General features: G+C 32.3%; 14 protein-coding genes and 1 pseudogene. All 15 read right to left on the bottom strand.

Annotation, left to right across the window (positions count from 1 at the left end):
- Nucleotides 1-33: 33 nt before the first annotated feature.
- Nucleotides 34-144: pseudogene (locus FNW17_RS13780) on the bottom strand (transposase); the annotation flags it as partial.
- Nucleotides 145-239: 95 nt separating this feature from the next.
- Nucleotides 240-1,136, bottom strand: coding sequence for a patatin-like phospholipase family protein (locus tag FNW17_RS13775; protein WP_143390706.1), 897 nt, complete (start codon nt 1,134-1,136; stop codon nt 240-242).
- A gap of 10 nt (nt 1,137-1,146) precedes the next feature.
- On the bottom strand, nt 1,147-1,908 hold the full coding sequence (locus tag FNW17_RS13770) for a COG4705 family protein (RefSeq protein WP_143390707.1): 762 nt from the start codon (nt 1,906-1,908) through the stop codon (nt 1,147-1,149).
- Between the two features lie 143 nt (nt 1,909-2,051).
- Nucleotides 2,052-2,198 (bottom strand): hypothetical protein, encoded by a 147-nt coding sequence (locus FNW17_RS16385; protein ID WP_185965311.1) that lies wholly within the window; start codon nt 2,196-2,198, stop codon nt 2,052-2,054.
- Nucleotides 2,199-2,440: 242 nt separating this feature from the next.
- Nucleotides 2,441-2,977 carry a DUF1003 domain-containing protein gene (locus tag FNW17_RS13765; protein WP_143390708.1) on the bottom strand — a complete coding sequence of 179 codons (537 nt, stop codon included), beginning with the start codon at nt 2,975-2,977 and terminating at the stop codon, nt 2,441-2,443.
- Nucleotides 2,978-2,989: 12 nt separating this feature from the next.
- On the bottom strand, nt 2,990-3,292 hold the full coding sequence (locus tag FNW17_RS13760; RefSeq protein WP_143390709.1) for a hypothetical protein: 303 nt from the start codon (nt 3,290-3,292) through the stop codon (nt 2,990-2,992).
- 40 nt (nt 3,293-3,332) lie between these two features.
- Nucleotides 3,333-6,728, bottom strand: coding sequence for a polysaccharide deacetylase family protein (locus FNW17_RS13755; protein ID WP_144071946.1), 3,396 nt, complete (start codon nt 6,726-6,728; stop codon nt 3,333-3,335).
- A gap of 131 nt (nt 6,729-6,859) precedes the next feature.
- Nucleotides 6,860-7,054 (bottom strand): hypothetical protein, encoded by a 195-nt coding sequence (locus tag FNW17_RS13750; protein WP_144071945.1) that lies wholly within the window; start codon nt 7,052-7,054, stop codon nt 6,860-6,862.
- Between the two features lie 110 nt (nt 7,055-7,164).
- Entirely contained in the window at nt 7,165-8,505 is a 1,341-nt protein-coding gene (locus FNW17_RS13745; RefSeq protein WP_144071944.1) for a sensor histidine kinase, read from the bottom strand.
- Between the two features lie 3 nt (nt 8,506-8,508).
- Nucleotides 8,509-9,183, bottom strand: a complete 675-nt coding sequence (locus FNW17_RS13740; protein WP_144071943.1) for a response regulator transcription factor — start codon at nt 9,181-9,183, stop codon at nt 8,509-8,511.
- Between the two features lie 10 nt (nt 9,184-9,193).
- Nucleotides 9,194-9,973, bottom strand: a complete 780-nt coding sequence (locus FNW17_RS13735; RefSeq protein ID WP_144071942.1) for a polysaccharide deacetylase family protein — start codon at nt 9,971-9,973, stop codon at nt 9,194-9,196.
- A 1,196-nt stretch (nt 9,974-11,169) separates the two neighbouring features.
- Nucleotides 11,170-11,496 (bottom strand): hypothetical protein, encoded by a 327-nt coding sequence (locus FNW17_RS13730; protein WP_144071941.1) that lies wholly within the window; start codon nt 11,494-11,496, stop codon nt 11,170-11,172.
- Between the two features lie 3 nt (nt 11,497-11,499).
- A complete protein-coding gene (locus tag FNW17_RS13725; protein ID WP_143390716.1) occupies nt 11,500-12,930 on the bottom strand; it encodes an NADH-quinone oxidoreductase subunit N in 1,431 nt (476 codons plus the stop codon).
- A 10-nt stretch (nt 12,931-12,940) separates the two neighbouring features.
- Entirely contained in the window at nt 12,941-14,437 is a 1,497-nt protein-coding gene (locus FNW17_RS13720; RefSeq protein ID WP_144071940.1) for a complex I subunit 4 family protein, read from the bottom strand.
- Between the two features lie 9 nt (nt 14,438-14,446).
- Complete coding sequence (nuoL, locus tag FNW17_RS13715; RefSeq protein WP_144071939.1) at nt 14,447-16,375, bottom strand: NADH-quinone oxidoreductase subunit L; 1,929 nt, start codon at nt 16,373-16,375, stop codon at nt 14,447-14,449.
- Nucleotides 16,376-16,380 lie beyond the last annotated feature (5 nt).

Here is a 16,380-nt window from a genome sequence, read left to right as displayed (position 1 = left end):
GGATCAATCCCAAAACCTGTGGAGCGACAAAAATTAAGCATAAATATTTGTTAGTCTAAAAAGGAAAAACTCAATGTTTCTAACTCCTCTAAATTGAGATCTAAATGCTTTTATTTTGGCGTTAAAGGATTCTGCTGAAGCGTTTTTCTTCTCAATCGTTGTATTAACAGCAGTTTATCTTACTGACATATAACCGAATCAATAAAATACCTAAACTGAATAGTTATAAATTTACAATTTTATTCTTTCTGGACAGCAGAATTTTTAAGTCTAGCATATTCAAAACCGTCTTCCCACCATTGTTTCATTTCTGTCGCATCAAAAACATAAGAATGAGTAGTTAGTGTTTTATTAATATGATAGAAGTTAATTATTGCATTATTGTCTAATGCTTGAAGATTTGAAATTAATAAATCGTCAACACCTATTTGATTTAACATAAAATCGAAAGTTCTAACGAAAACATCCATTGCATTTTGTAAAGGTGGATTATTATAATCACATTTTTCAAGGCGTAAAACAACAGCATCAATAGTTGTAGCTCCTTTTTCTATAGCAATTTGTATTGGAATTAGATTCCCAAAACCACCATCGGCATATTGTTGGTTATTTTTTGTTAAAACACTCATTAGCGGAACTAAATTCGCCGAAGCCCAAATCCAATCGCAAAAATCATTATATTCATAATTGTTTGATGATTTATATTCAACAGTTTGCTTGGTCAAATTTGCAACTGTGACTATAATTTCTTTTCCAGACAATCTTATTTTTCCAAAATCTTCCTTTGTAAAATTAGTAAGAATTAGGTTTTTTAAATTGGTACTATTTCCAAATGTTTTTTCGCCTTTTATAAATTGTTTAATAATCCCAAAGTGATTGATTCTTGTTCTTATAACACCATTTTTCTTTTTTACAATAAAAGGACATACACTAAAAATATCATCTTGACGAATACTAGTATATATTTTTTTGATGCGTTCAATATCATCAAGAGCCAAAAATGGAATTAACAGACTACCTGTTGAAGTTCCTACATACAAATCATAATCATTATTGTTTTCTTGCAATAAATATTCGGCTATGCCGCCAGCAAATGCTCCTTTACTTCCACCACCAGAAATGACTAATGCTTTCATCTTTCAACTTTTAATATATTTTCAATACGTCTCTTATTGATCCGATTTTTCTTATAAAGATTACAATTATAAAAATAACAATTAAAACCAAACTTGCTTTGATGTTTCCAAAATTCATTCCTTCAGGTTTGGTAAGATAATCGCCCATTGTAGCACCAATTGGGTGTGTTATTATTATAGCCAACCAATATAAAAGTTCTCGTGATATTTTTGTAAAATAGACAAGTCCTACTACAATTGTAAGAAATAATAGCAATAGCAACGTGCCACCATCAAAACCAAGAGGTGTGTTGTGTGCCAATAAGTCTCCAAATGCAGTTCCCAAAGTGCTAGATGTTAAAATAGCAATCCAATATAAAAATTCGGTTCGTTTGTTTAAACCGTTTTCTATCGTGTTGGTTTTTGAGTGATATTTCCAAATACTGAATGTAATGATTATTGCACTAATCAAAATAATTGTTCCGAAAGTGTAACCTTGGTTTTCAGTAAAACCTAATTGCAGATGAAAAAAGGAACGACTTATAAAATCGGATATTGTTGTACCTAATGTACTTGCTAGTGTTATAACTGTCCAATATAATATTGGTTTTTGTTTTTTGGAATAAATAGATAACAGTAAAGCAATTAAAAATAATAGTGCCAAAACAATAGTACCACCACCATATCCTAAATTAAATGTTTGCGAAATTAAATCTCCAGCGGTTTCCCCCATTGTGTTGGCACTAATAATTAATGCCCAGTAAAAAAGATTTATGTTTGGAATGTGCTTCATTTTTTTAAAATTACGTCTTACGACAAATGTTGTTTATTTAGGATATGATTGGTTTGTTTTTCTATTGAATTCTGAACATTACTTATACTTTCATCAACTTCTAGTTTTTCCAAGAAAACGTGTTTTGCATCAAATATTCCGTGTTATCTAACAGCAGATTTCAGTTCGTTTAGCATAATACCTGTGGCTTCTAAATTATGGGTTTGAATCATTCCGATATAAATTAATACAACCGATTTGCCTTGTATAAATTTACTTTTTTTTTTGGTTCTAAATAGTATTCGTTTCAAAATATAATTTAAACATACAAAGTCTAAGTAGCAATTAATCAGTTTTCTATAGACACCTTGCTTCCCACCATTGCGTTTTGTACACTGTTGCTAATTAGTAAAATAAAAACCAAATCAATTCCTGACAATTGAGCTAATTTTTTTTTTTTGAAAAACGAATCGCTACGATGATAAAAACATAAACGGTTATTCTTCGTGCTGAAATTTCTATCTAAGGCAGGATATTGATATCAGTTTTCCACCTACTTTGTTAATTTCTTTTCAATAGATTTTAAAATGTTTAATTGTTTGGCTTGGCTATCAAATAATACTTTTATTTGTTCTTCTAGCAACAAATCAATTTTTTCGTGTAAGGCTCTAATTTCTAGTTCCGATTTTAGATTAATCAAATAATCATTTTCGCTACGTTTTCTATCTTTTTCCTCAACACGGTTTTGACTCATCATAATTACTGGAGCTTGCAAAGCGGCAATACAAGACAAAATTAAGTTCATTAAAATAAACGGATAAGGATCAAAATTATCTTTTATTGGAGTTATGGTATTAAATAATATCCAAGTAAATAGTATAATAAAAAAGGATATTATAAAAGCCCAACTTCCACCAAAACTGGCAACTTTATCGGATATTTTTTGACCTCTTGTGAGTATATCAGCTGGTGGATTCAGTAAATTATTGATGATTAGTTTTTCATCATCAATGGTTTGCGTTACAATTTTTTGAAGTTTTGCTAATTGTGATGTTTCAGCGTTTAAAAGTGTTTTGGCATCATTTTTCATTTTAACTATGTTTTAAATTAACCAATATGTTTTTACCATAAACAGTATTATTGCCAATATTCCAATAATTGATATTAGAAAAAAAATATCGGCAATATTCTCTAGCTTTTGTTCTCTTTTTGCATTTTGACTTTTTATTGACAAAAATGAAAAAAAGCTTGAAACGGTAAGTAAAAGAGCAATTACAGATGTAAACTCATCGATAAGATTACCTTTTGTAGAATTTGTCATATGCAACGAAGTAATCACAATAAGACAAAATCCAAGTAAATTAGCTGATGTGTTTAATATATGTTGCGAAGTGTTGTTTGACATTTTTTTTAATTTTAAAGTTAAGTTAAACTAATTATTTATTTTATTGAACGGTTTTTACATTTCCTGTTCGTTTCATAACGCCCCAACCTTGACTTTCGCCTTTGATGGCTTTTTTGATAGCTTTAAACAAAATCACATACATTATTTGTCTATAAACAAAACGTTGTGGAATGAGCCAAAATAATTTGCTTAATTTTTCTTTTTCAAACACAAAGGCTACAATACTAACCAAAACATCTACAAACATAAAAACAATGTAATAAATGCCTATTTTATGCAAGCTTTCGGGGTTATTGTGATTCCAAATTAAACTGACAATCAAAACCAAATCTGCTAATGGTGCAAAAATGGGCAATATAATTTGAAAAATTAAAATATTAGGTAAAGCCACCATTCCTAAACCTTTGTATTGTGGATTGAAACAAGCATCTTTGTTTTTAAAAAACGCTTGCATAACACCATAACTCCATCGGAAACGTTGTTTCATAAATTCGTTCAAAGTTTCTGGAGCTTCAGTAATTGCGACTGCTTCTACACAATTAACAACTTTATAACCATTGCGCAAAATACGAATTGTCAAATCGCAATCTTCTGCTAAAGTATCGGTGGTAAAACCTCCAGCTTTGGCAATTGCTTCTTTTTTGAAAGCACCAATAGCACCAGGAACAACTGTAATTCCGTTAATTAAATCGAAAGCTCTTCTATCAAAATTTTGAGCCGTTGTGTATTCTATACTTTGCCATTTGGTAAGCATTGTATTTTCGTTACCCACTTTTACATTTCCGGCAACAGCTCCAATTTCCTGATTATTTTTGGTTTCAATGGTAAAGCATTTCATCAGTTGCGTCAGCGCATCGGTTTTGAGTTGTGTATCGGCATCGATACAAATTACAAAATCATTTTGTGCCAAATTAATTCCAAAATTTAACGCCGATGCTTTGCCTCCATTGGGTTTGGTGTTTACACTCACTTTTAGATTTGTATTAAAAGCATCCAGGATCATTTGATGCGTTTTGTCTTTCGAACCATCATCTATAAAAATAATATCAAAATTGGGATAATCTTGCAAAAGCAAATTATCAATGGTTTTTACTGCATTTATTTCTTCGTTATAAGCAGGAACAATAATACTCACTTTTGGAAATGGATTAGTGTTTTGCAAGTTATAAGATGGAGGATGTTTATGGTCTTTGTATTTTTTTATAAAAGCCATAATAAACATAAGTAGAATTCTAGCAAATCCTAAAATAATAGCAACCCAAAACGTAGCAAATATGAAATGACCAAGCCAATAACCAAAATCAAAAATAAAATTATCAACACTCAAAAAACTTTCGTTTGCTTTTGGCATCAAGTCATTTTTGGTTTTGCCTAACAAGTTAGCAACAGTTGTAAACTGTATTCCTTTGCTTTTAAAGTATTTTATAATTCGTGGCAAAGCATCAACTGTGGCTTGACGATTTCCGCCAGCATCGTGTAGTAATATTATTCCTTTTTCGGGATTGGCTTCGTATAGTTTTATGGTTCTTGCATAAATACTATCGGCTTTTGCTCCTTTTTCCCAATCGTTGGGATCAATGCTTTCTCCTACCGTATAATAATTTTGCTCTTTACTTAATGTTATTGGCTTTAGTTCAGATTCGGTGGTAGGTTCTGCGTCAGCATTGTAAGGTGCTCTAAATAACACGGTGCTTCTTCCTGTTACAGCCTCAATTAATAAGCGAGTACTTTCCATTTCTGTGGAAGCTCTTTCTAAACTCACTGTAGCAATATTTGGATGTGTAAAGGTGTGATTGCCAATTTCGTGTCCTTCATTATAAATGCGTTGCAAAAGCGGAATGTTATTTTCGGCTTGTAAACCCACTACAAAAAAAGTAGCTGATACTTTTTCTTTTTTTAATATATCTAAAATTTGTGGTGTATACGTTGGATCCGGTCCATCATCAAAAGTAAGAACGACTTGGTTTTTTACATTTCCATATTTTTTTATCACATATTTTGTGGGCAATTGAATGTATTTTTGCTCCGTAATAATGTTCTCTTTTTTGTCAATATCGAGGTTTATTTTGCCAGGTTCTGGGTTGGTTACCACATTCAATATTTCGCCATCGCCTATATAATCTGGGGTTGCGAAGCCAAAATTTACATTTTCTAATGTTTTATAATCAAAAGGTTTCTTTTGCAAACTAGCATCAGTTAAACTACGATTATAGAAATGCCATAAACGATCATCTTCGCTTCCTAAACGCCATAAGGCTGTTCCTGCAGTTCCGTATTCGTCAGCAAAGCGAATAGTATTAAAATTGGTAGCAGCATCGGTAAAATTTACAATATGTTTGTTGCCATTACTGTCAGTATAAGCGTAGTTGTTATTATAACTATCTTTGTCAAAATCTATTGTGGCTTTGTATAATCTGGCGTTTGATAAAGCTTCTTGATACGTAACCGTTTGTCCTTCTTTACCTTCTTGCCAATCGTAACCATAACCTGCAAAACAAAGAATTATTTTGTTTTCAGGGATTTCTTTTGCAGTTTCGTCAAGCAGACTTTCTATCCATTTCTGTCCGCTTATATCACCGGAAATACTGCCTGCATAATGCTCATCATATGCCATTAAAAACATATAGTCGTTGTGTTTTACCAGTTCTTTTATGTTAAAATCTTCATTACTAGACATTATATCTTGAGAAACAATCAAGCCCATTGGGTGTAGTTTTTCGTACAATCCTTTTTGAAAAGCAATAATGGGTTCATCGCCTTTTTCTTTAAATTCTTCAAAATCGATATTGATTCCTTGAAAATTATATTTTTTTAGCGTTTTAGCAATATCATTAATCAATCGCACTTTTTTGGCTGGATTATTGATAATGCGATGTATCAAGTTTCCATCAAAATCTCCATCTTGTTTTGAAATGTCAATATTATTAATGAGAGGTACAATTCTAACATTGTTTTTTCTCATTACTTTTAATGCGGCGGTATCAATTTCTGTTTTAAGTAATTCTGTTTTTGGGTCAATAAAAAACCATTCTGGAATAACCATATTTAGTTTTTTGATGTTTTTTTGCAATGAAAACAAACTTTGTGGATCCCAATCCACATAAAATGCTGCTCTTACTTGTTCTTTGTGGTTGACTTTTACACTATTTTTTAGTTTGTCATTTTTTTCTTTTTCTCGCAAAAAAGCATCAAACCCTCTGTATTTTTTTAATTCTTGTTGGTCAAATGCAACAGGAATACTTGGATTTAATAGCGTTGTAACGTCGTTATAAACGTTGGTTAATAAGGGTAATTTTGGTTTTAATCCTCGGTGGAGTGTAAGAATAAAAACGGGAATTAATAGCAGTATTCCAAAAATAAAAATCCGACTTGACCACTGAAAAGTTCTCCATCTTGCTTTGGTTGTGGTTTGAAATATTTGTTTGTTATCGCTCATTGTCTATTTCCTACTATTTTCTAAATATTGTTTTTTTAAGATATTGCATTAAAAAAGCCATTCAATTTTTTAATTTGAACAGCTTTCCTCATCATCAATCTTAATTATTTATTAAAACTTTTCTTTAACAACTAATATTTTTTTGCTGCTTCAGCTTTTTTGGTTTCTTTTTTTGTAGATTCCATTTTTGTTTCGTGTTTTTTTTCTTTTTTGTGTGTTCCCGATTTTACTTCCTTAGCTGTTGCAGTTTTTACAGGAGTTGTTTGAGCGCTTACCAAAGCCGAAGTTCCTAGAACCATTAATGCTAACATCATTACTTTTTTCATAATTTCTAAAATTTAAATTGTTATAATTTATTATAAACGTTATTATTTATAGGTCAAATGTATAACGGCTAAATGAAGAGAAAATGAAGATTTTACCAATGATAAAAACTTTAACTTTTTATTAAGTTTTTAGGATATGGGAAGATTAATGTAAAGTTAGTTCCTTGGTTTATTTCGGATGCAACTTGAATTTCTATTTGATGCAACTGGGCAATACTATTCACAATGGCTAGCCCAATGCCTTGTCCTTCTTGGTCAAAATGAATACGAGAAAATCGATTAAAAATTTGAGAAGCTTGTTCGGTACTCATTCCAAGTCCTGAATCGGAAATGGTCAAATAGTATTTATGATTTATAATTTCATCTCTAATAACAATACTTCCTTTGTAATTGTTGTATTTAATAGCATTGGTTAATAGATTACTCAATAAGATTTTAATAAGTGTTTGGTTTCCTGCAAAATGAACCTGATGAAGAATATTCTTTGTGATTACAAGATGTTTTTCTTGAATTCGATCTTCAAGATTTTCAATTAATTCGGAAATAATTTTGTCAAAATCAATCACTTCATTAATTTGATATTGTTTGTTGTCTATTCTGGATATTAAAAGTAAATTGGCAATTACTTTTTTCATCAAGTCTAAGGTTTGTAATGAATCTGAAACTTTATCGACAGCGTTATCATTCAACGATTGGTTTTGAATTAAGTTTTCCAATCGGTTTTTTAAAATTGAAATTGGCGTTAATAATTCGTGCGAAACATTGCCAATAAATTGCTTTTCTTTTAGGAAAAGTTCATTTATTCTGTACATCATTTGGTTCAAAGCGGTGTCTAACTCTTTAAATTCAGAAGTTGTATTATCTATAGGAATATGAATAAACTTTTCGGGTTCATTAATCAATTTGATTTTTGTTTCTACAATTTTATAAAAAGGTTTCAGTAAATAGGAAACATAGGAAAGATCTATGAAAAAAGTAAAAAAAGCGACTCCCAAAAAAGTGAATAGAATGTTGTAATGAAGTAATTCGACTAATTCATTTATATCTTTTATATTGGAACCTATTTCAAGTTGATAATTGACTTTGTTATAAGTAAAGTTGTGTTGCAAAATTCGATATTCAGATTCTTGATTTTCAATTTTTCTTTTATCATTAAAAAACACATTTCTATTAATTTTTTTTTGGTTTGGAGAAACTTCTAATACAATAAATTCATCGTGTAATGTAGAGAAACTAACATATTCTTCCGTAGAATCTTTGGTTAATAAAAAATCTTTAATTTCTTTAGAATCCAAATTATTAGTAAATTTTTCTTTTTTTTCTAATAAATTTTTATCAGCATTATTATAAATCACCTTTTTTACGATATACGGAAAGGCAATCCATAAAATAACTACCAATAATAATTTTGATATAATATTAAATAATGATAGTTTGTGTTTTAATTTCATAGCTTAACTATTTATCCTGTAACCAACATTTCTAACGGTTTCAAACCATTCTATGGTGGTGTGTTTATCTAATTTTTTGCGAAGGTTCCTCACGTGAACATCTATAAAATTACTATCCGAATTCACTTCAAGAATATCGCCCCAAACGTGTTCTGTAAGTTGCAAACGAGTAATTACTCGATTTTTATTCAAAACTAAATACTGTAAAATATCAAATTCTTTTTTGGTCAGTTTTATTGGAATTCCGTTATAACTCACTTTATAATCTTGTAATTGAAGTGTAAAACCATAAAGTTCGAATTCGTTTTGGGCAAATCCGCCTAATCGTCTTACAATAGCAAATAACCGCGCTTGAAGTTCAGTAAGTGCAAATGGTTTGGTCAAATAATCATCGGCACCCAGTTGCAGTCCGTTTATTTTATCATCAAGTTCGCCACGAGCCGTAACCACAATTACCGCCATTTTGGATTTTTTTTTTCTAACTGATTTCAATACATCAAAACCACTTCCGTCGGGCAAACCTAAATCGAGCAGCATTATATCATAATCATTACTATTGGATTCATCAAGTGCATCTTCGCAAGTGTTGGCAATTTTGCACACATAACCCGAACTTGAAAGAGATTCTTTTAATTCGGTGGCTAGTTCTTTGTTGTCTTCTACAATTAGTATGTTCATTGTGTTTTGTTTATTTGATGGTTTCTAAACTATCCAAGTCAGATAACCTATAAAATTTCATATCATTAAGCTTCATATATTTACAAACAAACTCTAACGTTTCAATCTTTATTTGATAATTTTTAGTCAAATTTTTAACTGGTTTGTGGCTACATAAAATCAAAATTTTATTATTCTTCTTGGTATAATCCAGTAATTCTAAAAGATAAGGAATGCTAAAATGAATGTGATTATTGTCAATATCAAACGCATACATAAATTTAGAATCTCTAAAATAACTACCTTCTTTTTCAGGAACATTATCACAAAAATCCCTACCTCTTATTACTTTAAATTTAGGCGACAATGCCTTGTCAAGTGGCTCTGATCTTTCTCCGTAAGGATAGGCAAAGGAGGAAACGTTAAAACCTTTTTTCTTCATTGAAGCAATCATCGGGTTTATTTCTTGTTTCATATATTCATCGATTCCATATTTATGAACGAACTTCACAGCATTATAATGATGATAACCGTGACCAGCCATTTCGTGACCTTCTTTTTGTAAATCAAGCAGTTTTTTGATTTGAGGCTTACCAATAGAATCGATTCTGCATACACAAAAAGTAGCTTTCCAATCGTATTTTTTCAAGACTTTATCGGCATCAAACCATTCATCTACATAAGCATCGTCAAAAGAAATGACTACGCCAGCTTTATATGGTTTTGGTTCAATATTTTTAATTTTATTTACACAAGAAAATAATGCTAAGAATGATGAAATTAGAATGATTTTAAAAATATTTATTTTCATAACTCTTTATTAATTAATCGTATCAAATGTAAATCTATTTTTTTTATATTAAATATCTCAATTTTAAAGAAATAGTAGTAGTTTTTGTTATAAAGAAAAAAATCAACAAAACGCATTGCTGACTTTCTAACCAACCAACCAACCAACCAAATTTTATAAATAATCTATTTTTTTTGTATAATTTCAATAAAATCGCCATTGTGATCAAAAATAGCATCATAAAATTTTCCGTCAAGAACAATCCCTACTTCATAGGTGATTTCATTTTTGTCATTTTTTACTTTAGAGGCTTCACCTTCTCTAGCGGTCGTCCAATGTCATTAAATTAAGGGGTTAGATCATACATTTTCAACATTTTATATATTTTTTAGTAATATTATTCATAAATATATATGATGCTAAATGATTTTAACTTTGAAAAAAATAACTATTTTTATCTTCAAAAAGATACAAATTCAATTATTTAGTGAGGTATTGAAAAATGAATATAAAGTTTCATTAAAACACTTTACACGAAATAGAAAACAGAATTTTCCATTTATCTTGCTATTTATGTTAAACTTTCTTAGAAAAAGCCTCACTATGGAAATTGATAACTTCATAAGTTTTCTAAAACCCAATATTGGTGGTAAGTTTACAAAGAGCGCATTTGTTCAAGCTCGAATAAAAGTAAAACCAGAAGTCTTTAAAAAACTCTCAAACTTTAATAGATAAATTTTACACTGATAATAATGAAGCTATAAAAATATGGGGGCAATTTAGACTATTAGCGATAGATGGTTCTCGAATTACCTTACCTATCACTAGTGAATTAAAATCTTTATATGTTGATTCAAAAAACCAAACAACCACTAGCATAGTTCAAGCAAGATGTTCAGTAATTTATGATGTTAAAAATAACTATGTCTTAGATGGAATTTTAGCACCTTTGAATTCAGGAGAAAGAAGATTAGCGCTATCACATTTGCCACATTGCAAATTAAGATATTTTGTTCTTAGGGATATTAATGTTATAAGTGTAAGCTTATAAACGGGTTGCGTGAGGGATGGCAGCGGCATCCTTTGTTTTCTTTCTTTAAGAAAATAAAGATAGAGCGAACAGCCTGACAGCACCGTAGCTAGCGAAGGTGGTGGCACGCCCAAATAAAAAACCAATCTATTTTGTTAGATTGGCTTTTGGTTGGTTAATCTTGAATTTACGAATTCTTCCAATACATTGGATTGGTTTCGGTAGTTCTTTGAAACCAGTAATCTTGGGTTACTTTGTGTCCATCGAGAGTTTTCATTTTTCGTTCGAAAATCCAGATGGTCGGATTGAAAACCATATCGGTTACTGCTACAGTATATAATTGAGGATCTTCTTCCACTTTTTTCTTTTCTTCTTCGAAAATTACTTCAAAGCCGTTGTGTTCCAAGAGCTGTTTCAAGAAATCCCTACGACCTTCGTCAACGCCTTTTTCCACAAAAGTGACTCTTGTTTCTCCGATGCTTCCAAATGAATGTTTTCCGTCTAATGATGCCATAACTTATTTATTAAAAAGGGTGCTTAATTCAAAAATGTAATCGTATAATGGGCTGTATAATCCTAGAACAAGAATACCCAAAACGGTAAGTAGTAGTCCCAAACGCATATAAATTTTGCTTTTGAAAAATGGAATAGGATTTTCATTTTTTCTGATGAACATAGCTCTTACCACCAATAAATAATAGTAAAGAGAGATGGTTACATTGACCACAGCCAAGAAAACTAATAAATAATAACCTTTGCTTGCCGCTGCTGCGAATAAGAAAAATTTACCAAAAAATCCCGCAACAGGAGGAATTCCTGCTAGGGAAAACAAAGCCAACATCATCACGAGACTCAAGTTAGGATTGGTTCTGTACAAACCGTTATAATCGTCTCTATTTTCTTTTCCTGTTTGCAATGCGATAGCTTGAACTACTCCGAAAGCAGCCAAATTCGTGAAGATATATACCAATATAAAATACACTACAGTAGCTGTTCCTAATTGTGTTCCCGTGATTAGTCCCAATAAAATAAAACCGGCTTGAGCAATGGATGAAAAGGCCAAGAATCGTTTCATATTTTGTTGGCGCAAAGCGAATAAGTTACCAATGAACATTGTTGCTAGGGCTATCACATAAATAATGTTTTCCCAAACGTGCATCAATGGTTTTAGAACGGTAAACAATAAAATCATCAAAATAAAGGCAGCGGCTCCTTTTGAAATTACTGATAAATAGGAAGCAACGCCAATCGGAGCTCCTTCATAAACATCAGCCGTCCAAAAGTGAAAAGGCACTAAGGATATTTTGAATGCCAATCCTGCAAAAAACAATAAGAAACCTAATAATGTTAAGTTAGTTGAAGTTAAAACTGTTGAAATATCTGCAAAATAGATAGAACCTGTTGCGGCATACAAAAGTGAGATTCCAAATAAGGAAGCTCCTGAAGCTAATCCTGCTGAAAGGATAAATTTCACACCGGCTTCACTCGAAATTCTTTTGGAAGTTTCCCAAGCTACCAATGCTGCCACAGGCAAAGTCGATAATTCCAATCCAAGGTAAAACATTAGAAAATCACCAGCCGAAATCATAAAATACATTCCTAACAGGGAAGAAAATAGCAACATAAAGAATTCTGTTCCTTTATTTAGCGGCACCATTTTTTCTTGAATCCAATCGGCTGATTGAAGCAGAACTATTAGCACGCCTACATTAAGTGCATTTTTGAAGAAATGAATTAGGGTATTCGTGCGAAACATTCCGCCAAATAAACTGGTTTCTTCAATGGCAAAAAAGCCTATTATAGTGTGAATGCCAAATAGAAATAAGGCAAAATGTACTAGACTTTCTTTTTTGTTTTTATGGATGAAAATTTCGCCCACGATCAACAATAATAGTATTGTTAAGAGAAAAATTTCTTGTCGCATTGCGATAAAACTGTTCAAATTCATTTTAGTTATTTTATAAATGATTTAGTACTCCTTGAATAAATGGTCCAACACTTTCCATTGTCATATCGCTCAACCAAAGTGGAGCAACACCCATTCCAATCATTGGAATCAAGAGCAACATTATGCCTGTTATTTCGAACCAAGTTGCTTTTGGTAAATTTAAATATTCTTCGTTTTTCACTTCACCCATTAGCATAATTCCCAGAACACGTAGTATGTAAACGGCTGTTACTACAATGGCGGATACCGAAATTACAGTTGCTACTCTATAAAACATTTCTTCGTGTTGGAATGCACCAACAAAAATGTTCATTTCGGCAACGAAACCACTAAATCCAGGTAATCCTAATGAAGCCAAACCTGCAATAACATAAATAACTGATATGAAAGGCATTACTTTTAATAACCCTCCTAATTTTGTAATGTCTCTGGTGTGTGTTCTTCCGTAAATCATCCCGATTAAGGCGAAGAATAGGGCAGTCATAAATCCGTGGGAAAGCGATTGTAAAATGGCTCCGTTCCAAGAAGTTTTGTTCAACATCAATAAAGCGAACAACACCATTCCTAAGTGACTCACGGAGGAATACGCATTAATGTATTTTAAATCGGTTTGTTTCAACGCTCCAAAGGCACCATAAATTACCCCAATTGCTGATAATATAATGAAAAACCAAGACCATTCGATAGCGCCCAATGGCAATAAAAACATTGCAATTCTGAAAACACCATAACCTCCTAGTTTCATTAAAACTCCAGCGTGTAGCATTGATACTGCTGTTGGTGCCGATGCGTGACCATCAGGTGACCAAGTATGAAATGGAAATAAAGCGCCAAGAACGGCAAAGCCAATAAATGTCAAAGGGAAAAATAATTTCTGTGCTTCGAAGGGAATGTGTACTTTCGAAATTTCTAAGATGTTGAACGTTAAAGCCCCTCCATCGGCATTAGAATTGAAATAGATTCCCAAAACGCCCACCATCAAAACGGCTGAAGCTCCCATTAACATTAGTGTTAACTTCATTGCCGAATATTCTTTTGGCCCTGAGCCCCAAATTCCAATCAGTAAATACATTGGGATTACGGCGATTTCGTAGAACACAAACATCGTAAATAAGTCGATAGATATGAAGAATCCATAAACACCTGTAGCTAAAACCAAGAGTGAAATAAAAAATTCTTTGGGTAAATCGTCGGTTTTCCAAGAGATGAAAACACCTGCTAACACTACAATTGAGGTCAATAGCAATAATGCTACTGAAATTCCATCTACTCCAATGGCGTAATGAACATTGAAATTTTCGAACCAAACATAATCTTGAGTGAAAAGCATAACGCTTTTATCGACAGCTCTTTCTTTTAAATACGTAAATAACAAATTGATAGCCATTCCGAGTTGAATAAAGCTTCCAATCATCGAAATAATTCGAGCCTGTTTTAATCCATTGGAAAAAAACAAAGCTATAACTGTGAGTACAGGTACAATTACAAAAAGTGATAAAATATCCATATTAATTGATTAGTTTGTCCATAAATAAATGAATATCAAGGCTATAAATACAACACCAGAAACAAAAAACATAGCGTAATCTTGTAATCTTCCAGATTGTAATCCTTTTATTTTTTCGGAAATTAGAACTGTTTTGTTTCCAATGCCTTCCATCGTTCCGTCCACATATTTCTTGTCGAATTTGGCAATTGGAGTAGAAATTAAATTAAAAACAATTTTCTTGGTAACGAACATATAGATTTCATCGAAATAGAATTTATGAAAAGTCCATTTGTAAAATATTCCAAAAGCATTGGCAAACCTTTCGGCCAAATCATTTTCTTTTTTGTAAAAAATCCAAGCAATGATGATTCCAACTAATCCCGTTCCAACTGCAACGGCTGCCAATGGTAAATTTAAATGTGCTTCGAAAGCCACTTTATCGGCAGTTACAAATTCGCTGAAAGGAATAAATCCTGCTACAATACTCATAAAAGCCAAGAACAATAACGGAAACGCCATAGACATTGGTGATTCGTGCGGCTCGTGTTTGTACTTGGTATTTTTTCCCCAAAAGATGCCAAAATAAAGTCGGAACATATAAAAGGCTGTCAATCCCGCTACGAAAAGTCCAACAAAATAAAGCAATTGATTTTTTTCGAAAGCTGCAACCAAGATTTCGTCTTTACTCCAAAATCCTGCGAATGGTGGAACTCCGGCTATAGCCAATGCTGCGATCAAGAATGTAATATTGGTTATGGGCATATACTTGCGCAAACCGCCCATATCTTTCAAATAATTACTGTGAACGGCGTGAATTACAGAACCAGCACCCAAGAATAATAAGGCTTTGAACATTGCGTGAGTAAACAAATGAAACATTGACGCCATATAACCAACACCTTCGTGACCTTTATAACTTGAAACTCCCAAGGCCAACATCATATAACCAATTTGAGACATCGTCGAAAAAGCTAAAACTCGTTTAATATCCGTTTGTGTGAGAGCGATTATGGCTGCAAACAAGGAAGAAAACGCACCCACATAAGCTACAACATTCAAGGCAAAACCATCTTCAACGAAATAATACATCGGGAATAAACGAGCCACCAAATACACTCCTGCTACAACCATTGTTGCCGCGTGTATCAAGGCCGAAACGGGTGTTGGACCTTCCATCGCGTCGGGTAGCCAAATGTGTAATGGGAACATCGCCGATTTTCCTGCGCCTCCCATAAAGATGAGTAGCAATCCCCAGGTGATAACGGATAATCCCATAAAGGAAGTAGAAGCCCAATTTAAAAGTAAACCTTCACCTTCTGGATTGACTGCATTTAAAGTTTCAAAATCAAATGTGCCAGCGTAATAACCTACTATTAATATTCCAATTAAAAATCCAAAATCAGCAAAACGAGTCACGATAAAAGCCTTTTTTGCTGCAGCAACTGCCGATGTTTTGGTATAATAATAGCCAATTAGTAAATAGGAAGAAACACCCACCAATTCCCAGAAAATATAGATTTGGAAAAGGTTTGTTGCCAATACCAATCCAAGCATTGAAAAGGAAAACAGCGATAAAAAAGCAAAGAATTTAGTATATCCTGTATCGCCGTGCATATAACCTCGGCTATAAATGTGTACCATCAAGGAAATGGTAGTTACCACGACGAGCATCATTATGGATATTGGATCCACCAAAATTCCCATATCGATATGCAAGGTATCGGTGAAGTTCATCCAAACCGTTTTTTCTACGATTGTTTGGTAAACACCATCTACTTTTCCGCTAACGAAGAAGTATTGGTAAGCAGCATAATAAGAAAGTGCTGCCGAAGTTGCTAATCCAGCAACGCCAATATATCCAGAAACCGTTGGTTTGATTTTCTGGTAACCAATTCCCAAAAGCAAGAAAACAGCTAGAGGAATTAATGGAATAAATAGTATATAAGAGATGTCCATAGTTG

The sequence above is a fragment of the Flavobacterium franklandianum genome (assembly GCF_007097365.1).
Classification (GTDB): Bacteria; Bacteroidota; Bacteroidia; order Flavobacteriales; family Flavobacteriaceae; genus Flavobacterium; species Flavobacterium franklandianum.
Note: the sequence above shows the minus strand (reverse complement) of the source record. Positions and strands in the feature narration are given on the sequence as shown.